The sequence below is a fragment of the Sporofaciens sp. SGI.106 genome, from assembly GCF_050314255.1.
Classification (GTDB): domain Bacteria; phylum Bacillota; class Clostridia; order Lachnospirales; family Lachnospiraceae; genus Claveliimonas.
The window spans coordinates 222808-248744 of record NZ_JBNPMZ010000003.1 but is presented as its reverse complement, the minus strand read 5'-3'; the positions used below and the strand labels follow the sequence as shown (position 1 = coordinate 248744).

15 protein-coding genes are annotated in these 25937 nt (G+C 42.3%); all 15 read left to right on the top strand.

The genetic code is table 11. The features are described 5' to 3' along the window. Positions 1 to 39 precede the first annotated feature (39 nt). The 15 genes from ACQRCC_RS04185 to ACQRCC_RS04115 all read left to right on the top strand — a co-directional run bounded on the left by ACQRCC_RS04185 (position 40) and on the right by ACQRCC_RS04115 (position 25933). Positions 40 to 1587, top strand: a complete 1548-nt coding sequence (locus tag ACQRCC_RS04185; protein WP_427849541.1) for an amino acid adenylation domain-containing protein — start codon at positions 40 to 42, stop codon at positions 1585 to 1587. Positions 1588 to 1589: 2 nt separating this feature from the next. Then, entirely contained in the window at positions 1590 to 2789 is a 1200-nt protein-coding gene (locus ACQRCC_RS04180) for an alanine racemase (RefSeq protein WP_427849540.1), read from the top strand. A 12-nt stretch (positions 2790 to 2801) separates the two neighbouring features. Next, positions 2802 to 3791: a hypothetical protein gene (locus ACQRCC_RS04175; protein WP_427849539.1), complete on the top strand. Its 990-nt coding sequence runs from the start codon at positions 2802 to 2804 to the stop codon at positions 3789 to 3791. Positions 3792 to 3795: 4 nt separating this feature from the next. After that, positions 3796 to 4023 (top strand): acyl carrier protein, encoded by a 228-nt coding sequence (locus ACQRCC_RS04170; protein WP_427849538.1) that lies wholly within the window; start codon positions 3796 to 3798, stop codon positions 4021 to 4023. Positions 4024 to 4026: 3 nt separating this feature from the next. Beyond that, the gene (locus ACQRCC_RS04165) at positions 4027 to 5553 is read left to right on the top strand and encodes an MBOAT family O-acyltransferase (protein WP_427849537.1); all 1527 of its coding nucleotides are present in this window, start codon (positions 4027 to 4029) and stop codon (positions 5551 to 5553) included. A 62-nt stretch (positions 5554 to 5615) separates the two neighbouring features. Continuing rightward, a complete protein-coding gene (locus tag ACQRCC_RS04160) occupies positions 5616 to 6539 on the top strand; it encodes a nucleotidyltransferase family protein (RefSeq protein ID WP_427849536.1) in 924 nt (307 codons plus the stop codon). Positions 6540 to 6657: 118 nt separating this feature from the next. Beyond that, on the top strand, positions 6658 to 8493 hold the full coding sequence (locus tag ACQRCC_RS04155; protein ID WP_427849535.1) for a sulfatase-like hydrolase/transferase: 1836 nt from the start codon (positions 6658 to 6660) through the stop codon (positions 8491 to 8493). 37 nt (positions 8494 to 8530) lie between these two features. Then, positions 8531 to 10918: an NlpC/P60 family protein gene (locus ACQRCC_RS04150; RefSeq protein ID WP_427849534.1), complete on the top strand. Its 2388-nt coding sequence runs from the start codon at positions 8531 to 8533 to the stop codon at positions 10916 to 10918. A 47-nt stretch (positions 10919 to 10965) separates the two neighbouring features. Next, positions 10966 to 13902, top strand: coding sequence for a glucosaminidase domain-containing protein (locus ACQRCC_RS04145; RefSeq protein WP_427849533.1), 2937 nt, complete (start codon positions 10966 to 10968; stop codon positions 13900 to 13902). Between the two features lie 30 nt (positions 13903 to 13932). Further along, on the top strand, positions 13933 to 15723 hold the full coding sequence (locus ACQRCC_RS04140) for a GH25 family lysozyme (protein WP_427849532.1): 1791 nt from the start codon (positions 13933 to 13935) through the stop codon (positions 15721 to 15723). Positions 15724 to 15772: 49 nt separating this feature from the next. After that, on the top strand, positions 15773 to 17878 hold the full coding sequence (locus ACQRCC_RS04135) for a L,D-transpeptidase family protein (RefSeq protein WP_427849531.1): 2106 nt from the start codon (positions 15773 to 15775) through the stop codon (positions 17876 to 17878). 107 nt (positions 17879 to 17985) lie between these two features. Continuing rightward, positions 17986 to 22242 (top strand): family 78 glycoside hydrolase catalytic domain, encoded by a 4257-nt coding sequence (locus tag ACQRCC_RS04130; protein ID WP_427849530.1) that lies wholly within the window; start codon positions 17986 to 17988, stop codon positions 22240 to 22242. Positions 22243 to 22252: 10 nt separating this feature from the next. Beyond that, positions 22253 to 23725, top strand: coding sequence for a flippase (locus tag ACQRCC_RS04125; RefSeq protein ID WP_427849529.1), 1473 nt, complete (start codon positions 22253 to 22255; stop codon positions 23723 to 23725). A gap of 78 nt (positions 23726 to 23803) precedes the next feature. Further along, positions 23804 to 25006, top strand: coding sequence for a glycosyltransferase family 61 protein (locus tag ACQRCC_RS04120; RefSeq protein WP_427849528.1), 1203 nt, complete (start codon positions 23804 to 23806; stop codon positions 25004 to 25006). 24 nt (positions 25007 to 25030) lie between these two features. Then, positions 25031 to 25933: a glycosyltransferase family 2 protein gene (locus ACQRCC_RS04115; RefSeq protein ID WP_427849527.1), complete on the top strand. Its 903-nt coding sequence runs from the start codon at positions 25031 to 25033 to the stop codon at positions 25931 to 25933. Positions 25934 to 25937: the final 4 nt, after the last annotated feature.

Genomic DNA, 25937 nt, shown 5'->3' with positions numbered 1-25937 from the left:
ATGTCTATGCGAGATATTCATAGTACGAAAGGGGAAAAAATGATACGAAATATATTAGATTATCTGGAGAATTCAGCGGAAAGATTTCCTGATAAAACGGCATTTGCAGATGAACACACATCCTGTTTCTATAGGGAGTTGGAAATAAAAGCAAGGATGGCGGGCGCCTGTATTGCTGAGAAAGCAGAAGCAGGGAGCCCGATACCGGTATTTATGGAGAAGAGTGTGAATGCCATTTATGCGTTTATGGGGGCGGTGTATGCAGGGTGTTTCTATATATTATTGGATCCGAAATTTCCTTCGGAACGCTTGAAACAGATACTGAACACGCTGGAAGCCAGGGTACTGGTTGCAGACATGACCTTTAAGAAACAATTGGATGAACTTGAATTTGAAGGAGAAATTCTGGATATTGAGCAGATAGCAGGAGATAATGCCTGGGAAAATTCGGGAGAAGTTAAAGAAGGAATGATGAGAGATATTCTTTCGGAAAGAAAAGAGCAGCATTTGGATACAGATCCGCTTTATGCAATTTTTACTTCTGGCTCTACCGGGGTGCCCAAAGGCGTAGTTGTCAGTCATCGCTCAGTCATAGATTTTATAGAGGAATTTACAGATATTTTTGGGATAACAGATGAAGATATTATCGGAAATCAGGCACCATTTGATTTTGATGTATCGGTAAAGGATATTTATTCCACTCTGAAAACGGGGGCAACTATGCAGATTATCCCGAAAAAATACTTTTCCTTTCCGACAAAGCTTCTGGATTTTCTGGAAGAGCGAAATATCACAACACTTATTTGGGCAGTTTCCGCCCTGTGTATGATTACAACGCTGAAAGGATTTGAATATAAAGTTCCGACAAAGATAAGGCGTATAATATTCAGTGGGGAAACCATGCCGGTAAAGCATCTGAATGAGTGGAGAAAGCATATCCCGGATGCAATGTATGTGAATGTATATGGTCCAACAGAAATTACATGTAACTGTACGTATTATATTATTGACCGGGAATTTGAACCGGGAGATAATCTTCCGATTGGTAAACCATTTCCAAATGAAAAGGTATTCCTTCTGGATGAAGAAAATCGCCAGATAACAGACTGCAATGTCAAAGGTGAAATATGTGTATCCGGAACGGCACTTTCTTTGGGCTATTATAATAACAAAGAACAGACGGAACGGACTTTTGTGCAAAATCCGCTGAATATCCGCTATTTGGAAACAATATACAGAACCGGAGATTTGGGATATTATGGAGAGGACGGAAATCTGTATTTTGCGTCAAGAAAAGATTTTCAGATTAAGCATATGGGACACCGTATAGAGCTGGGAGAAATTGAGACCGCCATGGAGAGGATAGGTGAAATTGTGCGAACCTGTTGTCTGTATGATGAGAAAAAGAATCAAATTATCGCGTTCTACCAGGGAGATATAGAAAAACGGGAGATAGTCCGGAAAATCGGTGAATTGCTTCCGGCCTTTATGCTTCCAAATAAATTCCGGAAGGTGGAACATTTCCCGATTACAAAAAACGGGAAGATTGATCGAAAGAGATTAAAAGAAGAATACATGGAGGATTAAGAATGAATCAAATTGTTCTAAGAAAAATTGCAGAGGAATATCACACCCCGGCATATGTTTTTGATTTGGACATGCTGAGAAAACGTGTGGATATGATACGAAATTGCCTCCAAAAGGAGTTGGGAGAACGGATTCAGATATGCTATGCGATGAAATCAAATCCATTTTTAATCTCCCCTCTGAAAAAATATGTGGATTGTTATGAGGTGTGTTCGCCGGGAGAGTTCCGCATCTGTGAGAAAGCAGGGATTTCCATGGAGCAGATTGTGCTTTCCGGTGTCAATAAAGAAAAAAAAGATATGGCGTATGCGATAGGTAAATATAAGAACGCCGGAATATATACCATCGAGTCCAGGCAGCATTTACAGATGCTGGAATCCTGTGCTGCGGCAGAAGGAACGACGATCCGTGCATTGATTCGGGTGACCAGCGGTAATCAGTTTGGAGTAGATGAAGAGGAGGTTGTGGATATAATTGTTCATCGTGATGAGTATCCACATATTGCTATCCAGGGAATTCAGAGCTATTCCGGGACACAGAAAAAGAAATGGTCCAAAATCGAAAAGGAGTTGGAATATCTGGATGAACTTTGTGAAAGAGTACAGAGAGAAACCGGATTTGAGGTACAGCATCTGGAGTATGGACCGGGATTTTACGTGCCTTATTTCGAAGGAGATGAGGAAGTAGATGACAAAGCCTTATTGGAGCAGTTTTCCCGAAAACTTCAATCAATGCGTTTTTCTGGAAAAATCACACTGGAAATGGGACGTTATCTTGCTGCATACTGCGGATATTATCTTACATCCATCGTAGATCAGAAGATTAATAAAGGGCAGAAATACTGTATCGTGGATGGAGGAATCCATCATCTGAATTACTTTGGACAGGCAATGGCTATGAAAATTCCTCATTATCGTCAAATGAAGCACCGGGAATGTATAGAAGGAAAAATAGAAGACTGGAATGTCTGTGGTTCTCTGTGCACGGTCAATGATGTGATCGTAAAACAGATGCCTCTTTGCCAGGCGGAACCGGAAGATGTTCTTGTGTTCGAGCGTGTCGGAGCGTATTCGGTGACTGAAGGGATGTACTTGTTTCTGAGCCGGGATTTGCCGAAAATACTGTTTTACGATGAAGGAGAAATTCAGGAGGTTCGAAAACAGAGAGGGACGGATAAAATTAATTGTGTGGAAGTGGAGTGATAAGGGGATAGAATGAGTAATAGAATGAGATGCTGGATTAGGATGATATTATTTGCTCTAATCTGTGTGTTACTGTCAGCGTGTTTGAACTGGCTGACTATGCCGCCTAATGTAGTGTGGATGAATCTTCATAATGTAAAGAAAATGGAAGATATTGATTATCTTTTTATCGGCACTTCCCATGGACAGTATGGAATCAGTCCGGAAATTATAGATAATGTTACGGGAGAAAAAAGCTTTAACCTTTGTATGGCTGACGAGTATCCGATAGACAGTTATTATCTGATGAAAGAAGTGTGCCGGAAGAACAAACCCCGGAAGATTATTTATGAACTGGATCCGTCATATTGGATTCAGGATCAGAGACAGGGATCAACAGCAATGTTTTTTTATAAGGAATTTCCACTGTCGCTGAATAAGGCAGAGTATTTTCTTGTCAAGATTATGAAGCAGGATTTTCGAAGCACCTTATTTCCGTGGAGTTATTATAAAAATAATCTGATAAAAATAAAGGATACGATTGAAAAAAAGAGTAGTGCCATGTACAAAAATTATGATCCGGCGATCCTGGATATACCGGGAGGCGTATATAAAAAAGGTGGATTTTTGTATCAGAATAAGGTTGAAGGAGCGGATAAGGGAACCTTCAACAATATTCCATGGGACGAGACACAGATTCGGGAAAGTGCAGTAGAAGCATTTGAAAAAATAGTGATGTATTGTCGCAAAGAGAGTATTGAGCTGGAAGTGATTACTTTGCCTGTTCCGGAAGATACGGTTTCTAATATGCCGGATAACTTTATGCAGGCAGATCGGTTATTTTCGGAGATGATGCAAAAACATAAAATTCCATATCAGAATTTTAATTTTGATAAGGATCTGCATTTTGACAGGAGTATGAACAGTTACTGGGATTATGACGGACACATGTATGGAGAAGATGCCGAAGATTTCAGCAGGGAATTGGGAAAATATTTGTTAAGCAGAGAAAAGGAGAATTAGAACTATGGAAAAATTATTAGAAATCTTAGAAGATATTCAGCCTGGTGTAGATTATGAAAATTGTACAACGTTAATTGATGATGAAATACTGGATTCTTTTGCGATTCTTTCTATTGTCAGTGAACTGGAGGATGCTTTTGATGTGGAGGTTACTCCTGTAGAAATTGTTCCGGAAAATTTTAATTCTGCACAGGCACTCTGGGAAATGGTACAGAGACTTCAGGAGGCATAACATATGTCATTAATATCCATGGAATTTCTGATGTTCGTAACAGTAGCTGTCATCGGATATTATCTGATTCCCAGAAAATACCAGTGGCTTTGGCTTTTGGTGTTCAGTTATATTTATTATGCATCATCGGGAATCAGGATTCTTTCCTTTCTGGTCTTTACGACTTTCACTACTTATGGAGCCGCAATGCTTATGGAGAGAATAAGCGGGGAAAATATTGAAAAGAAGGAGGCTAAAAGAAAGAAAAAGAAGATACTGGTACTTTGTCTGTTTTTGAATTTTGGAATGCTGGCAGTGCTTAAGTACACAAATTTTGTTATTGAAAATGTGAATGCATTGTTTCATACCGGAATTTCGTTTCAGAAGCTACTGCTTCCACTTGGAATTTCCTTTTACACGTTTCAGTCTATGGGGTATATATTGGATGTGTATTGGGGAAAATGCAAAGCTGAGAAGAGCCTGCTTCGATTTGCTCTGTTTGTGTCTTTTTTTCCTCAGCTTCTGCAGGGACCGATTGGCAGATATAATCGTTTGGCGGAGCAGCTTTATAAAGAACATTCTTTTGATTTGCAAAAGACGCAGTACGCTTTGCAGTTGATCCTTTGGGGATTTTTTAAGAAGCTGGTTCTGGCAGACCGTGCAGCAGCAGTGGTCAATCAGGTGTTTCAGAATTATACACAGTACTCCGGAATAACTAATATTGTGGCAGTGCTGATGTATTCGATTCAGCTGTATATGGATTTTTCGGGAGGAATGGATGTAGTTATTGGTGTGGCTGAATTATTCGGAATAGAACTGGATCAGAATTTTAAAAGACCGTATTTTGCCATTTCCATTACAGATTTCTGGCATAGATGGCATATTACTCTCGGTACATGGATGAAAGATTATGTTTTCTATCCGGTGTCATTATCCGGATGGATGGGCAGATTCGGGAAATGGACGAAGAAAATCTTTGGGAAGAAAACAGGAAGAGTTCTTCCAATTTGCGTAGCTAATATTATTGTATTTCTTGTGGTGGGAATCTGGCATGGGGCTGCATGGAAATATATTGTATATGGACTTTATAATGGCATGATTATTGCTGTCAGCACCCTTTTGGCACCGGTTTACAAGATGGGATTCGAAAAGATGCATATTGATCCCAAATCAAAAGCGTGGCATGTCATAAGGATTATAAGGACATTTATACTGGTAAATATCAGCTGGTATTTTGATATGGCAGTGAGTTTGTCGGCGGCGTTTGCTATGATGAAGAGTACAGTAACGGGTTTTTCTATGGCAACACTTACAGATGGTACTTTACTGGCACTGGGGCTGGATGGATTGGATTATATGATTCTGGCGGCAGGATGTCTGGTGGTATTTATAATCAGTTTCTTTCAGGAACGTGGAATTAAGATCAGGGAGGGCCTGGGAAGAAAACCATTAGTCATCCGATGGGCCGTGTATGGTATGCTGGTGTTTGGAATTCCGATGTTCGGATATGTGATGACAACAACAGGTGGATTTATTTATGCGCAGTTTTAGTTGTAAATCTGTTTACTTACAGTTATAATATGGGTAATAATTACTAAAGGAGAAATATTTAAATGGGAAAAGCTACATTAGTTATTATGGCTGCAGGAATCGGCAGCCGTTTCGGTGGTGGAATCAAGCAGTTGGAACCTGTCGGACCAAATGGTGAGATCATTATGGATTATTCCATTTATGATGCGCTGGAAGCGGGATTTGATAAAGTAGTATTTGTTATCCGCAAGGATCTGGAAAAGGATTTTAAAGAAATCATAGGTCATCGGATTGAGAAAAAAGTAGCTGTGGAATATGCATTTCAGGAGTTGGATGATATCCCGTCAGAATATAAAGAAAAATTTGCCGGCAGAACAAAACCCTGGGGAACAGGCCAGGCAATCCTGTGTTGCAAAGATGTAGTAAAAGAGCCATTCCTTGTAATAAATGCAGATGATTTTTACGGAAAGCAGGCGTATAAAGAAGCATATGATTATCTGACCGGAGAGTGTCATGCAGAACAGAAAGATAAGCTTTCCATATGTATGGTGGGATTTGTGCTGAAGAATACTCTGAGTGAAAATGGAAGTGTCACAAGAGGAGTGTGTCATGTGAATGAAGAGCACATGCTCACAGATATTGTGGAGACACATAATATTGTAAAGGTCGGAGACCGTGCTGAGGTTGTTGACGAAACCGGAAGGACAGAGATTGATGTGGAATCGGAAGTGTCTATGAATATGTGGGGGCTGACACCAGAGTTTTTCGACATTCTGGAAAAGGGATTTTCAGAATTTTTGGAAAATACATCTTCAGATAATTTGAAAGCTGAGTATCTTCTTCCTACAATTGTCGGGGAATTGCTGAAGAGAGAAAAAGTGGAAGTAAAAGTTCTGCAGTCAAAGGATCAATGGTTTGGCGTTACATATAAGGAAGATAAAGAAAGTGTGGTAACAGCTATCAGAGAGTTGATAGACTCCGGAATATATGATACCAGTGTATATTAAGTCGAAAAGCTAAAGTGGGCTGAAAGATGGTTCGGTCCATTTTTGCTGTTTTTAAATCTAATTTGACTGATTTGCGAGGAGACAGTAAGAAAAAGTAACAGACAAGGAAAATGTTAAGATGAAGATAAAGATAAACGCATTTACCCGGAAAATATTATGCATAGCAGGAACTGTGCTTTCAATTTTTCTGATGGTTTTGGCAACTATTCTGTGTTTTAGTATTAAATGGATGTTTGATACCTGGAGTAATCTTACAATGGAAGAAATGGTGTTTCACCTGACTGCTCCGTTGGAGGGAACAAACACGGGGATGATAATAGATTATATTAATGTATGTATCGTGCCGGCAGTATTGATCCTGTTGGCAGCAATGATTATTTTTATTACACTCAGAGGAAATAAAAAGTATTTTGTTTTCATGGCATTCGGGACTGTTTTTGCATTGGCAGTATGCGGGATTAATGTCCGCGCTGCATGGAATAAATTAGATGTAGGCGGATATGCCGAGTCACAGGGAACATATTCCACATTTATAGATGATAATTACGTTTCCCCTGCTGATGTGAGTCTTACATTTCCGGAACGGAAAAGGAATCTGATTTACATTTTTTTGGAATCCATGGAAACTACCTATGCGGATAAAAAAAGCGGCGGTGCTTTTGAGGAAAATGTGATTCCTGAATTGACAGTCCTTGCACAGGAGAATGAAGATTTTTCGGGAGAGAGTGAAGAACTGAACGGTGGTTATTCTATGCCGGGAACCACCTGGACTATGGGGGCCATGTTTGCACAGACAGCCGGTTTACCATTGAGCACATCATTAAATGGAAATGATATGGACACACAGGATACCTTTTTCTCCGGTGTTATGACGTTGGGAGATGTTCTGGAACAGGCCGGATATTCTCAGACTCTGTTGATTGGCTCGGATGCGACGTTTGGAGGAAGAAGGCTATATTTTTCTGAACACGGAAATTATGATTTTATTGATTATAATTATGCCCATGACAACGGACTGATTCCGGAAGATTATAATGTGTGGTGGGGATATGAGGATGAGAAGCTTTTTGGCTTTGCAAAGGAGAAGATACTGGAACTGGCATCTCAGGATAATCCTTTTAATTTGACTTTACTGACGGTTGATACACATTTTGAAGATGGATATGTATGTGAACAATGTCCAGATACATATGGAGATGACCAGTACGCGAATGTAATGGCCTGCTCCAGTTATCAGGTTAACGAATTTGTAAAATGGATTCAGGAGCAGCCGTTTTATGAAAATACCACGATCGTACTGGTGGGAGATCACCCGACAATGGACAGTGATTTTTGCAAAGGTATTGATTCGGAATATGTCCGCAGAGTTTATACTTCTTATATTAATGTTCCGGTTGATGTAAAAGAGAACGCGACAAGAAATTATACTACTTTTGATATGTTTCCCACAACACTGGCTTCGCTTGGGGTAAAGATAGAAGGAAACAGGCTTGGATTAGGGACGAACCTGTTTTCAACGACACAGACTCTGACGGAACGGTATGGAAGGGAGAAAGTAAAGGAAGAAGTAAGCCGAAAATCTGAAATGATGGAAGAACTTGCCGATATTGATGCAGAAAAACCGGAATTGCTTGCACGAACCGGAGTAATGCCGGCTGCTGAAATCTGGACAGAAGCATATCGCAAAGAAGAAGGTGCTTTTTTGGTAGAAGTTACAGATATTGTTCATATGCGGAGTGAGCTGGATTCTGTGGCGTTGGCTGTATGGACAGGTAACGACCAGAGTGATATGCAGTGGATTCGAATGGAACCGGACGGAGAGGGCAATTATTATGCAGATATTAATATTGCCAATTTCGGGTATGTGCTGGGAGACTACCACATAGAGGCTTATGTAATTGATCAGGAAGGCGGACAGTATATGGTGGGAAGTACAATGAATATTGCTCAATAGTAGACAATAAAAATAAGTTTGGTAAAGGAGGTACATAATGAAAAAGTTTTTATCTTTTTCTCTGGCAGCAGTAATGATCTGTGTTTTCGCTATGAGTCCGATCATACAGGTAAAGGCAGCAGAGCAAAATGAAGCAGTGGTGAAAAGCGAAGCAGAAGATTTTGTATCTGAAGCGGAGGAGCAGGAGCCGGTTGAGAACAATGAAAGTGAAGTGACAGAAGGTGAAAATGAAGGCGAAGAGCCGGAGCAGGAGCCGGAAGGATCAGAGGAGGAAAAGCCTGAATCGGAAAATAAGCCGGAACTTACCTATCGAGTTCATGTACAGTCTATTGGCTGGCAGGAGGAATGTAAAGAGGGAGAAATGGCTGGAACCAGTGGTCAGTCACTGCGTTTAGAGGCAATGGAAATCCATTTGAATAATATTTCTGAGGAACAGGGTACCATTGAATATACAACCCATGTTCAGACATATGGCTGGAAAGATTTTGTTTCAAATGGAGAAGTTTCCGGTACAACAGGAGAATCAAAGCGTCTGGAAGCGATGAAAATCAGACTGACAGGACAGCTTGCGGAGGAATACGATATCTATTATCGTGTACATATACAGACTTACGGCTGGCTTGATTGGGCATGTAACGGTGCCAGTGCGGGAAGTGCAGGAATGGGAAAACGTCTGGAAGCGATGGAGATACGTCTGGTGAAGAAAGGTGAGGACGCGCCGGGCAGTACTGATAAACCTTTCATGCATTATCAGGTTGGTTATCAGACCCATTCACAGTATTACGGCTGGCAGAAGCAGGTATATGATGATGAAGTGGCAGGAGTCGTTGGTGAGAAAAAGAGATTAGAGGCAATCAAAATCGTCCTTCCCGAACAGGAATATGAAGGAGATATTCAGTATCGAGTATATCTTCAGACTTATGGCTGGCAGGACTGGAAAAAGAATGGAGAACTTGCAGGGCTAACTGGCGAAGGAAAGAGAATTGAGGCTATTGAGATTCAGCTTACCGGTGAAATGGCAGAGTATTATGACGTGTATTACAGCGTACATATGGCAAAAATCGGATGGTGTAATTATGCGTTGAACGGAGAAACCACAGGAAGCATGAATCTGAGTAAGCAGATAGAAGCTGTGAAAATTTGTCTTGTGAAAAAAGGGGAAGAAGCACCGGAAACAGAAGGCAGGAAATTTGTAGAAGGTTACGCGACTCAAGATTTTTACTATGCAGGATACATTCAGGATACCGGAGAAAGCGGTAATGTTGCTCAGGGCGAAATCCTTGGAACGGTTGGACAAAAAAAGCGGTTGGAGAATATTGTACTGTATCTGGACAGGGACAGTGAAAATAAGCCGGAAGGAAGTATCCGCTATGCAACCCATTTATCCGGACTAGGCTGGCAGGATGAAGTGGAAATGGGAACCATCAGTGGCAGCCAGGATGGTTCTCATGGGATAGAGGCCATTCGAATCTCCCTGTCTGGCGATATTTCCCGGTATTATGATGTTTATTACCGGACACATGTTGCAAAATATGGTTGGCTCGGATGGGCAAAGAATGGACAGGATGCAGGAACTACCAAGAATGGTTATCGCATGGAAGCAATTCAGATAAAACTGGTTTCCAAGGATGCTGCTGCTCCAGGTAGTAATTCTAATTATTATACAGAGAAAAAATACAGACGGTATCAGAATCCCGGACAGTATTATCAGATTCAGGACTCTATTACTCTGAGTGGTGGAGGATATACTCTTTCTTATGGATATGAAGGGGTAAAAGTAATGAAGGTGATTCAGAAGCTTGGCTTAGGATCCGGAATTGGAATGGGCGGAGCAATTTATGGACATGATGTGGAAAATGCGGTTGCGAGATTCCAGAGAAAAAATGGACTCAGTGAAACGGGAAATGTAGATTTACTTACCTGGTTAAGACTGGGGTTTGATGAGCTTCAGTGGGAACAGTGGGGAGCTTATGTAAGTCCGATAAGGGTGAATGATGAGAGTACAAGATCAGATCATATTGAAGCAATGATAGATACAGCATATTCTTACCTGGGAACACCGTATGTAATCGGTGCTTCCGGTCCTGTGGGAACGGGAGTTGACTGCAGCGGTCTTGTTATGCAGGGACTTTATGCGGCAGGGATGGATATATCACCGATCAATCCTGTGCGACATGCTCAGCCGGGATATGAGTATGAGTCCAGAAATATGTGGGCTTCTTCACAGTTTATGCATGTGTCATATGCAGAGAGACAAAGAGGAGATCTGATTTTTTATCAGAATTCATCCGGCGTAGTCATTCATGTGGCTATTTATTTGGGAAATGATCAGGTGATAGAATCCTGGCCGAATGAGGTTGTAGTATGGCCGATAAAAAATGGCTCCAGATCTAATATTAAAGGTGTTGTGAGACCGTTTGTATAGGAACTTCGAGGTGGAGATTTAAATAATAATCACAGGAGGATAAAAGCATGAAAAAGAACTGGAGAAAAATTGTGGCATTAATTATTTGCCTTTCTGTGCTGGCCTGTCCAACAAAGCTTGCGTATGCGGCTGAGGAGGATGAAAGCCGTATAGAGGAGTTCTCTGCTCAGAGTGACAATTCCGTTTCAGACAGTGAAGTTGTTACCCGTGATCCAAACACACCGGCAGAGACGGATGTTCAGGATATGAGCAGAGTACCTGAAACCGTGGAGGAAGTGATCGGCGTGGATGAACATGGAAATACTTTTGTTGTGGAGGACACGGAATCAGGCGCTGTTGAGGATGGAGCGACTGCTTACAGTGCAAGAAGTGCATCAACGAAGGTGGTTAATTTCCGGGCTGATTCGTCAGGAACAGTGGTTACTGACATCACGGAATATACGGAATATGAGACCGGAAGATCCGGGTATATCTATGGACGGAGTGGTGCAGACGGTGCATATCTTGGCACGGAAGGTGGCAAGATTAAATTCCTGCAAAGCGGAGTGATTGGTCTTGTAGATGCATCAAAGGTCCAGGTAGTGACACTTGGAAGCGTGGAGAGTTACAGTAATTACTATGCAAATGGTACGAATCTGATTCATAATATTTGTATGGATATGACTACTCCGGGATATGGAAGTTCTATTAATGTGGGAACACAGCCATCATATCTGACGACGGGAACTACATATTATAGTTACGATGGACATTATTTTTATACAGATTACGATGTGATGTTGGGAGATTATCAGGCTGACACAAGAAAGAATGCAGTTAATGCATCTAATCCATATTATAATTATTTCCAGTATCTTCCTCTGAGGGGCAAGTCCGGCTATTCTGCAGATGAGATGAATGCGATGGTCAACGGCAAATTGTCCTCCAGTGATTCCAAGATGTATAACACGGGAAGAACATTTGTTGAAAAGCAGAATATATACGGGGTGAATGCTCTTCTGATGGCAGGTGTGGCAGCTCTGGAAAGCGGATGGGGAACCAGCAGTATTGCAAAACAGAAAAACAATCTTTTCGGACTTAATGCAGTGGACAGCTCACCGGGAGAGAGTGCGGACAGCTTCTCCAGCGTAGAGGCATGTATTAATGATTTTGCTGAAACCTATATGTCCAAGCGTTATCTGAGAGCGGGGTGGACATATTATCATGGCGGATTTCTGGGAGATAAGGCAAGTGGTATCAACGTAAGTTATGCATCTGACCCCTACTGGGGAGAGAAGATTGCCTCTATCGCCTGGGAATTTGATAATGCAAACAATAAAAAAGACCAGGATAAATATACTCTGGGTATCAAGGATATGGTTCCGTATGATCATACGGATCTGAATGTAAGAAAAGAGGCAACTACGTCATCTACGAGATTGTTCTCAACCGGAGATCCTTCTAATTTCGCATTTTTGATTTTAGGAGAATCTGGTGATTTTTATAAAATACAGAGTGATCCCGTGCTGGACAGCAGCAGAGAGTCAATTAATAAAGATACCGGAAAGTACGACAGCGCACAGATGTACGCATATGTGAGCAAGAATTATGTGCAGAAAGTATCAGAGGGAACAGGTGGAATAGTTGATAATGGAATTGCCTACAGCACGCATGTGCAGTCCTATGGCTGGCAGGCTTATAAGAAAAATGGTGCTACTGCGGGAACTACCGGAGAAGCTAAGAGAATTGAGGCAATTAAGATACGTCTGGATAATCCGGAATACAGCGGAACTGTTCAGTACAGAAGTCTGGTACAGAGCTATGGCTGGCTTGACTGGGTAAACAATGATCTTGTGAGCGGAACTACCGGAGAAGGTAAGAGGATGGAAGCAATTCAGATTAAGCTCACCGGAGATATGGAAAAACACTATGATGTATATTACAGGGCTCATGTCCAGGGGATTGGCTGGCTTGACTGGGCGAAAAACGGTGAGACTGCAGGCTCTATGGGCGGAGCAAAGCGCATGGAAGCGATTGAGATCCGTTTGGTGGAAAAAGGAGGAGCAGCGCCGGGAACGACGGGAATATCCTATAAACAGTATCAGTTAAGATATTCTACACATGTGCAGAATGAAGGATGGCAGGATGCATCTGTGGATGGTGAGACGAATGGAACCACCGGAGAAGCGCTGAGGCTTGAAGGAATTAAAATTTGTTTGCTGGATCCAAATTATTCCGGAGATGTGGAATATAAGGTTCATGTGCAGAGTTATGGCTGGCAGGATTGGGTGAAGAATGGCAGTGTAGCCGGAACGACAGGTGAGTCAAAGCGGCTGGAGGCAATCCGAATCAGACTGACCGGAGAAATGGCAGAAAACTATGATATATATTATCGTGTTCATGCGCAGTCTTATGGCTGGCTTGATTGGGCGAAAAATGGAGAGATTGCCGGAACGGCGGGAGGCTCTAAACGTCTGGAAGCAATTGAGATTGTACTGGTGGACAAGGGTCAGAGTGCACCGGGAGAAACAGAAACATCTTTTGTTCAGCAGCTGATCCAGTATCGGAGTAATGTAGAAAGTTATGACTGGCAGCAATATGTATTTGGTGGTCAGATCAGTGGAACGGTCGGGGAGGCTAAGAGAATGGAAGCTGTGCAGATTAGCCCCCTTTTGAAAGGCTACCAGAATGATATAAAGTATCGTGTTCATGTACAGAGCAAAGGCTGGCAGAGCTGGCGTGACAGTAATGAGGTTGCAGGAACACTGGGAGAAGAGAAACGCCTGGAGGCAATTGAAATTAAGCTTACAGGTGAACTGGCAGAAAAATACGATGTTTATTATCGGGCTCATTGTCAGAGTTATGGCTGGCTAGATTGGGCAAAAAATGGAGAGATGGCCGGAACAGAAGGACTGAAAAAGCGTATGGAAGCTTTCCAGGTCGTTCTGGTAGAAAAAGGTCAGGAGGCACCGGGAAGTACTAAGACTCCAAATGTGACTGAGTAGTCATCAGGTTATTTAGAAGGTGAATAAAAAATGAGGATAAAAAAGATTGTGGCAATGCTGTTGTGTGCAAGTGTCTTCTTTACAGGAGTCGGCGTGACAAATTGTGTTGGATATGCTGTGGAAAGTACAGAGAGCCCTGAGAAGGACATGAAGGCGAACAGCTGGAGGTTTTCAGATGGTCAGCCGATTGAACAGGGGCGGTCGGTGCAGATGTATAGTGCAGAATCGGATTCTTCCAATGCATGGCGCAAGGTGAATGGCAGATATGTGAACAGTAAAGGCGAAGTGATTCCCGGAGCTGAGAAAAAAGGAATTGATGTCAGCGAGTGGAATGAGAAAATCAATTGGGAAGCAGCAATAGCGGATGGTGTAGAATATGCGATCATTCGATGTGGATGGGGAATGGATTATACAGACCAGGATGATGACTGGTGGGAATACAATGTTTCAGAGTGTGAACGTCTTGGCATTCCTTATGGAGTATATCTCTATTCCTATGCAACCAATACAGACAGGGCATCCAGTGAAGCTGATCATGCGCTGCGCCTATTGCAGGGACATCATCCGTCCTACCCGGTTTACTTTGATATGGAGGATTCATCCACACAGGATGTAGGGGATGCGATGCTGGGCAGCATAGCAAAAACTTTCTGCGATAAGGTTTCGGCAGCGGGTTACCGGGTAGGAATATATGCAAGTCTGAGCTGGTGGAATACTTATCTGACAGATCCTGTGTTCAATAATGGATCCTGGTCTAAATGGGTTGCACAGTGGAGTGACGCCTGTACATATACCGGTGCCTATGACATGTGGCAGTGTACGGAAAAAGGAAGCATTCAGGGAATAAACGGGAATGTGGATCTCAATTTCTGGATGGTAAAATCGAGTGATGCAGAACCGGTAGATGTGGAAGATCCGAATGTTATACGATATTCTTCCCATATGCAGTCTTTTGGCTGGGGAGATGAAGTAAACAATGGATGCCAGACCGGTATGACAGGTTATGCAAAGAGAATGGAGGCTTTCAAGATCAATGTAGGCGAGGGATACGGAGATCTGGGAGTAGAATATCAGGCATATGTAAACGGAGATGGCTGGCAGCAGCCGGTATCAAACGGAGAGGTTGCCGGAACTACCGGAGAGGCAAAGGCAATTGGAGCTGTAAAGATTTCCCTGACAGGCATTGAGGCGGACAAATATGATATTTATTACCGGACACATTGCCAGACCTACGGTTGGCTTGGCTGGGCAAAGAATGGAGAGGCAGCAGGAAACCAGGGATACGATAAACGAGTGGAAGCACTTCAGATTGCAGTGGTGGAGAAAGGAAGTGCGGCTCCCGGTAATACGGGAATACCTTATAAAAAAGCTGTGATAGCCTGCAGTGCACATGTACAGACATTGGGATGGAGCAATACGGTACATGACGGTGAGACTGTCGGAACTACAGGAATGGCTAAACGACTGGAAGCAGTAAAAATAGCTGCGGTTGATGAGAAGCTTAACAGTAATATCAGATTTCGGGTTCATGTGCAGACTTATGGCTGGCAGAACTGGCGTGAAGGCGGTGAAATTGCCGGAACTACCGGAGAGGCCAAACGACTGGAAGCAGTCCAGATCGAACTGACGGGAGAATTGGCAGAGCAGTATGATATCTATTACCGAACCCACTGTCAGAGTTATGGCTGGCTTGGCTGGGCGAAAAATGGAGAACTGGCCGGAACGGAAGGGTTGTCAAAACGAATGGAAGCAATGCAGATTGTTCTTGTAGAAAAAGGCGGAAATGCACCCGGAGATACCAAAGGGGCATTTGTAAAATAATGGATTATGTGATATGATATTAAAAAAGTTATTTTCAAGGAGTGACAAAATGAAAAAGCGTAATATTCTGATTGCATTTTTTATGGTTTGTCTTCTCTGTGTGAATTCTGTACTTCCATCATTTGCTGCTGTGAACGGCGGAAATGATGGACAGACAACGGAAGAATCATCTCCTGGAACGGGTGTGAATGATAAAGAATCAGGTGATATAACCGAAGAACAGCCTGAAGGAGAGGAAACGGAGGAAGAAGACCCGGGCAAAGAGGAACCGGGTAATGAAGACCCGAGTGAGGAAGAGCCGGGAACAGAAGAACCGGAGCAGGATGAGAAGAGTTTTGGAGTGGAATATCAGGCTCATGTAGCCAGGATTGGATGGCAGGATCCTGTGGAGCAGGGTGAAATTGCCGGAACAATGGGAGAATCTCTGGCAATTGAAGCGCTGAAGATTAATCTGGTTAATCTGCCTGAGGAAGATGTAGAGACAAGCGGGGTGGAATATGCAGCGCATGTACAGTCTTATGGATGGCAGGATTTTGTAAGCAACGGAGAAATATCCGGTACAGAGGGAAAATCCAAAAGAGTTGAGGCGGTGAAGATTCGTCTGACGGGAACGATCGCTGAGAAGTATGATATTTATTATCGTGTACACTGTCAGACTTATGGCTGGCTTGGCTGGGCAATGAACGGAGAGGCAGCAGGAAGTTCTCAGTATGCGAAGCGTGTGGAAGCAATTGAGATTCGAGTCGTTGAAAAGAATGGAGAGGCTCCGGGAAGCACGGAAGACCATTACCGCTATCCGAGAATCATGTATCAGACCCACGTACAGAGCTATGGCTGGCAGGGAAATAAATACGAGGATCAGATTGCCGGAACGACCGGAGAAAGCAAAAGAATTGAAGCATTAATGATCAGTGTGCCGGAAGCTCCATATGAAGGAGGAATTGAGTACCGTGTTCATGTGCAGGGAATTGGATGGCAGGATTGGAAACAAAATGGAGAACTTGCAGGAACGACCGGAGAGGGAAGAAGAATTGAAGCAATTGAGATTCGGCTTACAGGTGAGATGGCGAAGCATTATGAGGTGTACTACAGTCTCCATTTATCTAAAATAGGCTGGTGTAATTATGCAGCCGGAGGTGAGACAGCAGGGTCTGTTAACCTGAGTAAGAAGGTAGAAGCTCTGAAGATTAAACTGGTTGAAAAAGGTATAGATGAGGTGCCGGATACGAGCGGTACAAAATATATTCAGGGCTATGCTAACAGCGATATGTATTATAAGGGAACCATCCAGGGCTATGGTATGAGCGGTAATGTTACTCAGGGAACAACACTGGGAACCGGCGGTGAAAGCAGACGTCTGGAAAACATTTGTGTATATCTGGACAGAGAAAATGAATATGTACCATCCGGTATCATTAAATATGCTGTGCATTTGTCAGGAACCGGTTGGACAGACTGGGTAGAACAGGGCAATATAGCAGGATGCACCGATGGAAGCCGTGGAATGGAAGCCATTACAATGGTTTTGTCAGGAGAAATTGAAAAGTATTACGATATCTATTATCGCACATATGTACAGAAATATGGATGGCTCGGATGGGCAAAAAATGGCCAGGCAGCAGGGACTACCAAATGCGGTTACCGTTTGGAGGCGGTTCAGATCAGACTTGTATCCAAAGATGCAGCTAAACCGGGAGAAAACAGTGATTACTATACCGAAAGAAAGATTAACCTGGGACCGGATCCGGGAATGGTAGGAAGAGCGAATCTGTACGGAAGTACTACACCTTATATTATTATGGTAGACAGAAGTGCCCATACTGTGGGAATTTATCAGGGCTGGCAGGGATGCTGGAGTAACGTCCAGTATTGGAGTTGTGCAAATGGTAAGCCGAGTACGCCAACGGTAAGTGGTGTGTTCTCTGTTGGCAACAAAGGATATTATTTTGATTCCGGAGCATACAGGTGTTTCTGGTGGACACAGTTCTACGGGGACTATCTTTTCCATTCAGTGCTTTGCTGGCCAAACGGAGCAATTGCAGACGGAAGAGTGGGAATGGCGTTATCACACGGTTGTGTGAGATTGGAAGTGCAGAATGCAAAATGGATTTATGATAATATTCCAAGAGGCACAACGGTAGTTGTATATAATTAGATTATAAGCGGCCGAGTCTCACAGATGATTTTTTAATCATCTGTGATTCAGCCGCTGATTTCATGTAACAGGATAATCCTTTGGGATACAAAGTTAGGAAATACAAAATGAAAAAGAAGACCAGAGTTATAAGTTTCATACTTTTAAGTATTTTTTTAGTCACAAATATGGGGATGCCGGTCAGAGCTGAAGAGATAGATGATTCGAACACAGATAGTTCTGAAGAAACAGTGTATGATGTGAATCTTCCGGAAGAGAATGCTGATGAAGAAGAGGATTTTTCGATAGGGGAAGGATTAACTGATATTCAGGAAGAGGGAGACGATTCAGATGTTTTGAATTATCTGGCTGAGGATAATGACGCTCCGACAAAATTAAGGATTAATTTGCTGAGTACACCTCATGGAGTGGAAAAGAGTGCGCTTTCCTTTTCATGGAGTAATAGTATGGAAAATGGTATGGAGAGCCAGAAGGCGTACCGTATCAGAATTTTTTTAAGAACAGAGAATCTGACACAGGGGACATTTGTATATGATTCTGAATGGGTAGACAGTTCGGATAATACATCTGTGTTATATGATCTTTCACAGGAACTTGCTGATAATGAGTTGTACTATTGGCAGGTTCAGACGATGAATGAGGATGGTAAAGAGAGCTCTTTCTCAGAGCCACAGGCATTTTCAACTGCGGTCGGGTCAGAATGGGCTGGCAGAAACGGAATCTGGGGGAGCGATGGACAGAAGACGGTTTTTTTACGTCGTAAGCTGCAAAGACCTGACAATCTTGAAAGGGCAGTGTTAAGTGTGACTGCCACGTCTGCTGACGAAACAAAGCAATATGTATATAATTTATATGTAAACGGAGAGGAGATCGGACTGGGTCCGGTAAGAACGAATGGAAAAACAGCGTATTATCATACCTATGATATTACGGATTTACTGACAGAGGAAGAGAATATAATTGGTTCAATCTGTTATTCGGAAAAAAAGGCATCTTTTTTGTCTCAGATTACTTTTTTCTATTCAGACGGAACCAAAGAAATCATAGATAATACGGCGCGAGATACGGGTGCGTGGAAGGTGAAAAATGCTGATAATGTTTTCGTTGGAAATAATAACAGTTCCATCGGAACAAATTATTATACAGCAAGACAGGATAATCTGAACGTATCACAATATCCTTTTGACTGGTGTACTGCAGGATATGCGGATGGAGGCTGGTCAGTGCCGGTGGTGAAGGATTATTTAAGTAATTATGAATTAAAACCATCCGGGCTGGCAGGTATGAAGCGATATCCGGTGACTCCTCAGTCTGTGGAAAAGCAGGCAGATGGCTCCTGGCTTGTTGATTTCGGGAGCGAGATTGTTGGAGGAATAGAACTGAATATTTCTTCAGGCGGAGGTGCGATAACGCTGGAATACGGAGAAGAGCTGGATGAATCCGGTAATGCTAAATATAAGCTGAGCACGGGTAATGTGTATCAGGAGACATGGACTCTGAGAAGTGGATGGCAGAAAGTATCCGGTATCGGCATGAAGACTTTTCGTTATGTAACAGTCAGAAACTGTGCAGATAATATCGGAACAGATAATATAATGGGACTGACAATACGTCAGGAATTTGAAGATGAAGCCTCCTCTTTTTCTTCGTCAAACAATCTGTTGAATGAACTGTATAACATGATGAAATACACCAGCAAGATTACGGCCCAGGACTTATATGTGGATACACAGAACAGGGAGAGGAATCCTTACGAGGGTGATGCACTGATCACTACAATGAACAGTTACAGTTTTTCGGAAGCTTCGCCTTCTGCGAAGTTTACAGCAGAATATTTATTGGATAATACGACATGGCCTGCCGAGTATTCACTTTATAATATTATGCTAATATATGAGAATTACATGTATACCGGTGATATGCGTAATCTGGAACAGTCCTATCAGAAGTTGAAAGAAAAAAGTCTTGAGGAATATTTTGATTCTTCGGTGGGACTGATGGGAGATATTACATCTCCGAGGGTTTCGAATCAGAAAATCATGGTGGATTGGCCATCAACAGAAACCGATGGATATAATAAAGAAGAATCCTATTATAATACAGTATTCAACGCTGTGTGTGCAGGCGGATATGCTGATATGGCATCCATTGCAGAAGCTCTGGGTCACACGGAGGAGAGTGAGTATTATAAAGGTCTTTCTGATACGATACGCCAGAATATGATTAAAAAGCTGTATAATTCAGAAACAGGAGAGTATTATGACGGGCTGGATGTTAATGGAAAACAGGTGAAGCATTCATCGCAGCATGCCACAGCCTATGCACTGGCATTTGGAATCTATGAGAGTCAGAGCATGGCGGATCGTATGGCCGGGGTCATTGAACAGGATCAGGAAGTGAAAATGAGTGTGTATGGAACGTATTTCCTGCTTCAGGGATTGTATCAGAGTAACCACGGTGATCTGGCGAGAAAAATTATGAGCAATCCGGATGATATTCTGGGTGTAAAAAGCTGGGCATATATGATGTATGGACTGGGTGCTACAGTGACCTCAGAAGCGTGGAACAGCGATCTGAAGTCAAATATCAGTCTGTGTCATCCATGGGGAACTGCTCCCGGAAGCATGCTGTCCAGAGGTCTGTTTGGAATCAGACCCACGGAAGCAGGATTTGATTCTTTTCAGATTAAGCTGCAGCCGGGAGGAGTCAGCCAGGCTTCCATTAAGCAGCCAACATTAAAAGGTACCATAGAAATCTCGTATACGATGGATGGCAAAGGCGGAATTTCCTGTGATGTAACAGTACCATCAAATTCAAAAGCTGATATATATATTCCTGTTTCTAAAAACAACGCTGTACTTACTGTGGATGGAAAGCGAGTTTCCGCTTCGAGGGAGGATGGATATCTGGTATATACTTTGTCGGCGGGAAGCCATACGGTGACCGCAGATGCGGGAATATATGAAGATGCATCAGAACTTGCAATGACCGATGTTGTATATGATGTATATTCCGGGCAAAAATGGAATGGAGAAGCGACAAACGGTGTGAGAGTCGGAAAAACATCCGGAGAAAAAGTAGAAGCTGTAACGTTCCGCCTGATGAATCAGCAGAATGCGGGAAATGTCGAGTATTCCGCATATATGCAGAGCTACGGCTGGCAGGACTGGGTTTCTGAAGGAGCTGCAGGAAAACCTGGGGAAGGGAAGCGTCTGGAAGCAGTTCGTCTTAGATTAACAGGAGAACTGGCTCAGCAGTTTGATGTGTATTATCGTGTGTATGTGGAAGGTTATGGCTGGCTTGACTGGGCAGAAAACGGAGAACCGGCAGGGACTTCCGGATATGCAAAAGAAGTGCGTTCTCTTCAGGCTAAGATTGTTAAAAAGAATGATGAAGCGCCGGGGACAACTGAATGCCCATATAAATCCACCAGAAAACAGATAGAATACCGTACCCATGTTCAGAGCTATGGCTGGCAGGAAAAATGTGGTGACGGCGAAGTGTCCGGTACAGTAGGAAGCGCAAAACGTTTAGAGGCAATAAAAATCAATCTGGACGATACAGAGTATTCCGGAGGTGTCACCTATTGTACCCATGTCCAGAGTTATGGCTGGCAGAACTGGAAGCAGGATGGTGAGGAGTCCGGAACAAGCGGTCAGTCTAAGCGCCTGGAAGCAATCAAAATTAAATTAACAGGTCAGATAGAAGAATATTATGACGTATATTACAGAGTGCATGTCCAGAGTTACGGGTGGCTTGACTGGGCAAAAAATGGAGAACCGGCCGGTACGGAAGGATATGCAAAACGTTTAGAAGCAATACAGATTAAGCTAGTAAAAAAAGGAAATCAGGCACCCGGAAGTACGGAAAACTGTTTCCGAAAAGCCGGGATAGCATACCGGACTCATGTTCAGAGTTATGGCTGGCAGTCGTTTGTGTTTGATGGAGACTTATCCGGAACAGAAGGAGAAGCAAAACGTCTGGAAGCCATTTCCATAGTAAATAAAGATGCACAGACTTCCGGAGATGTCGAATACCGTACCCATGTCCAGACCTATGGCTGGGAAACGTCATGGAAACGTAATGGTGAGGTATCCGGAACGGAAGGGGAAGCAAAGCGTCTGGAGGCTATTCAGATCAGGCTGACCGATGAGCTGAAACAGAAGTATGATGTATATTACAGAGTACATGTCCAGAGTTACGGGTGGCTTGACTGGGCAAAAAATGGGGAACCGGCAGGTACAGAGGGGCTTGCAAAACGCCTGGAAGCTATTGAAATCCGATATGTGGCAAAAGGGGAAGCGGCACCCGGAAAAACGGCAACACCATATATTGATGGCAGAAATGAATCAAAAGCGGAATAGAAGTGATTAAATGGAAAAGAATAAAACAAAACAAAAATCAATAACAGTGAATCTGATAGCAAATGGAATTAAGACACTGATGAGTGTACTTTTTCCACTGATTACATTTCCGTATGCTTCCAGAGTATTGGGGGCATCGGGAATAGGAAAGGTGAATTATGCTAATTCTATTATCTCTTATTTTTCTTTGTTTGCCGCACTGGGAATCAGCACATATGCTGTCCGTGAAGGCGCAAGAATCAGAGATAATCAGGATAAATTTAACAAATTTTCAAAAGAAATGCTCCGGATTAATCTGTGTACAACATTTGCGGCGTATGTTGCGTTTGCAGTGTTTTTGTGTTTTCCTGTGCTTAGAGGATACAAACCGCTTTTAATCATTTTCAGTGCAGGAATTATATTTGCTACTATCGGTATGGAATGGCTGTTTATTATTAATGAGGAGTATGCATATATTACCAAAAGAGCCGTTCTGTTTCAGCTGGTCTCATTGGTTCTGCTTTTTCTTCTGGTGAGAAGTAAAGAAGATTACTGCTGGTATGCAGCTTTAACAGTCATCTCTTCGGGAGGATCGGCAATATTAAATTTGTGGCATTCCAGAAAGTTTATTGATTGGAAGAAGAAATATGATTATGAATACCGAAGACATCTCAGACCGATTCTTCTGATTTTCGGAACCAGTGTTGCTTCCAGTATTTATATGACGATGGATACAACTATGCTTGGGGCAATGAAGGGGGATACGGCAACCGGTATCTATACGGCGGCGGTGAAAATTAATCTGGTAGTCAGTACCCTGATTGGAACCGTTTCTTCGACGATCCTTCCAAGAGTGTCATATTATATAGGAAATGGTCTGAAAAAGGAATATGAACAGTTGATGAAAACATCCGTCAACATGCTGCTGATGATAGCAATTCCGGCATCTATTGGTATGATGTGCACCAGTGATATCCTGATCCTGTTGTTCAGCGGGGCAGAATTCATAGGGGGAAGCCTGGCAGCAAAGATATTGTCAGCAAAAGTAGTGGTTGCAGCTATTAACCGGATTCTGGCTTATCAGGTGTGTACACCTTATAAAAAAGACAAAGAGGTCCTGGTCTCAACTATTTTAGGAGCGGTATTTAATCTGATTGCCAATGCGGTGCTGATACCGTTATTTGGAGTCAATGGTGCGGCGATAGCGACTCTTGGATCAGAGGTTGTGGTATTTATCGTTCTTTCATGGTATTCCCGTCAGGTGTTTGAAATGAAAAGCCTGTATAGTTGTCTTCCAATATATTTGGTTTTGAGTGCTGGTTTTTTTGCAGTACGGGCTGCAGTTGATCATCTGGTCATTGGAACTCTGTTTCGGCTTACAGCGACGGTAGGTATCAGTGCTTTGGGATATTTCGGTATACTGCTGTTAATGAAAGACCCGTATTTATGTACATTTATGAAAGGATTTATTGAGCGATTCAAAAGAAAGATAAAGCGGGGTTAATGATAAGTTTATTGTACATGTTTCCTGTTATGTGGTATCATAACATCGAGTGAATGAAAGAACTGTGAGGAAAAAGCTATGGATGCATTCAATTATAAATATATGGACGAGCTGTTTTTGGAAAATTATAAAGCTATGGATCAGATGACAATCTGCGAAGACAGGGAGTTAAGGGTTGAAATCGTTGAAAATGGCACTGTTCTGCCGTATAAAGTTGTGAATGGCGAGAAAAGAGCAGGTGTTGTAAACGAAAATGGTGAGTATATAGAATTATCAGGTTTTGATGCCATTTCTCCGGTTGACCAGTGGGGGGGCTCCTATGAACCGGAGGAGAAGCCTGCAATGATTGATGAAGAAGTAGTATATTTTGGAAGATTCTGGAAACACTGGGGTCACTTTCTGATGGATATGGTATCAAGAATGTGGTATGTTATGGACAAAGAGACCTCCTGCAGAATTGTGTATGATTCTCAGATGGAGATGGAAGGAGTTTACCTGGAATTCCTTCATTTGCTGGGAATTAAAACAGAACAGCTGATCAGAGTGGATAAGCCGACAAGGTTCAGGAAGGTGATTATTCCGGAGTGTTCTCATAAGCCGGGAATAAGCTGTAATCAGAAATATAAAGAAATATTTGACAGGGTAGCGGAGAATGCACTGGTGAATTTTGAAAAGCCGGATCTGTATAAAGGCAGGAAAATCTATTTTACCAGGCGGCAGTTGAATCTTCGCGTGCCTCTGGAGATTGGTGAGGGAGAAATTGAAGAATTATTTCAAAGAAATAATTATTTAATCGTAGCTCCGGAGAAGCACTCCTTGTCAGAGCAGATAGCAATGCTAAGACAGGCGGATACAATTGCGTGCATTGCCGGTACTCTGCCACATAATATGATGTTTGCAAAGGATGGAACCAGGCTTGTAATTATCAGGAAAACGAATAAACCGAATTATCGGCAGGTGGATGTCAATGCAATCCGAAGTTTGAATGTGACGAATGTAGATGCACATATTTCATTGAAGGCTGTCGGACCCGCAGGTCCGTTTATTGTGGATTACAACCGGAATGTTATGAATTATTTCAGGGATAACCACATGGTCTGCGATTCCATAGGGATTAAGCAGCATTTGAGAAGACTTAAAAAACTGCTCTGGTATATACCGGTTTATATTCTGAGAAACAGAAATGCGAAGAGAGAAGTTCCCTTGTATGATGGCAGGGGCTTTTCAACTACAGAGACGGCAAAGAAGGAATTATTCCGCTTTTATATAAAAAGACTATAGTTCTTTGGTGAAGGGGATGAAATTTTGAGTGAATCAATAGGATTTGTAATACTTCATTATAATACGATAAAAGAAACCATAGACTGTGCAGAATCAATCAGACACAATATAGATACGGAAAAATATCATATCGTTATTGTTGACAATGCTTCACCGAACGGCACCGGCAGGAAACTGGCAGAAAAATATAAGAATTCTGACAGGATAACGGTTATCAGGAATAAAGAGAACCTGGGATTTGCAAATGGAAATAATATTGGATACCGTTACTGTAAAGAGGTATTGAACTGCAGTTTTGTATGTGTACTTAACAATGATACCCTGGTGATTCAGAAAGATTTTTTTGCAGTAGTTAAAAAGGAATATGCACGAAGCAGCTTCAGCATCATGGGACCTCAGATTATTTTAAAAAATGGAAAGATTAATTTATTGTATTATCGCTTTCCGGATGCGGAGCATTTTCGAAATGAGTTAAAGATGCATAAAAAGGATTATCTGGCTATGAAGTGGCATCTGAATTATCCTTATGTTGCATTTAAGCTTCTGAGAAATCAGGTGCGCAGAATATTTGGAAAAGAAAAAAAATCCCCATACAGACAGTATCAGTTATTCGAACATCTGGATCAGAGAAGAGAAGATGTTGTGCTTCATGGATGCTGCATTATTTTCTCACCGCAGTATGCACAGCATTATGAGGAAGCTTTTGATCCGCGCACTTTTTTGTATAAAGAAGAAGAGCTGCTGTATCTGAGATGCCGGAAAAGAAATTTAAAAATCGTATATAATCCGGAGTTAATGATAAAGCATCTGGAGGATGTGGCTACAAATTCAATTAATAGAAAAAGAAGAAATAAAATTATGTTCTGGCTGGAAAACCAGATTCGTTCTCTGGAAATCCTGATAAATGAATTAGAAGAAGGAGTGTAAAGGT

Coding starts and splice junctions, on each gene's coding strand:
- ACQRCC_RS04185 (WP_427849541.1), top strand. CDS start 40: ATGATACGAAATATATTAGATTATCTGGAGAATTCAGCGGAAAGATTT.
- ACQRCC_RS04180 (WP_427849540.1), top strand. CDS start 1,590: ATGAATCAAATTGTTCTAAGAAAAATTGCAGAGGAATATCACACCCCG.
- ACQRCC_RS04175 (WP_427849539.1), top strand. CDS start 2,802: ATGAGTAATAGAATGAGATGCTGGATTAGGATGATATTATTTGCTCTA.
- ACQRCC_RS04170 (WP_427849538.1), top strand. CDS start 3,796: ATGGAAAAATTATTAGAAATCTTAGAAGATATTCAGCCTGGTGTAGAT.
- ACQRCC_RS04165 (WP_427849537.1), top strand. CDS start 4,027: ATGTCATTAATATCCATGGAATTTCTGATGTTCGTAACAGTAGCTGTC.
- ACQRCC_RS04160 (WP_427849536.1), top strand. CDS start 5,616: ATGGGAAAAGCTACATTAGTTATTATGGCTGCAGGAATCGGCAGCCGT.
- ACQRCC_RS04155 (WP_427849535.1), top strand. CDS start 6,658: ATGAAGATAAAGATAAACGCATTTACCCGGAAAATATTATGCATAGCA.
- ACQRCC_RS04150 (WP_427849534.1), top strand. CDS start 8,531: ATGAAAAAGTTTTTATCTTTTTCTCTGGCAGCAGTAATGATCTGTGTT.
- ACQRCC_RS04145 (WP_427849533.1), top strand. CDS start 10,966: ATGAAAAAGAACTGGAGAAAAATTGTGGCATTAATTATTTGCCTTTCT.
- ACQRCC_RS04140 (WP_427849532.1), top strand. CDS start 13,933: ATGAGGATAAAAAAGATTGTGGCAATGCTGTTGTGTGCAAGTGTCTTC.
- ACQRCC_RS04135 (WP_427849531.1), top strand. CDS start 15,773: ATGAAAAAGCGTAATATTCTGATTGCATTTTTTATGGTTTGTCTTCTC.
- ACQRCC_RS04130 (WP_427849530.1), top strand. CDS start 17,986: ATGAAAAAGAAGACCAGAGTTATAAGTTTCATACTTTTAAGTATTTTT.
- ACQRCC_RS04125 (WP_427849529.1), top strand. CDS start 22,253: ATGGAAAAGAATAAAACAAAACAAAAATCAATAACAGTGAATCTGATA.
- ACQRCC_RS04120 (WP_427849528.1), top strand. CDS start 23,804: ATGGATGCATTCAATTATAAATATATGGACGAGCTGTTTTTGGAAAAT.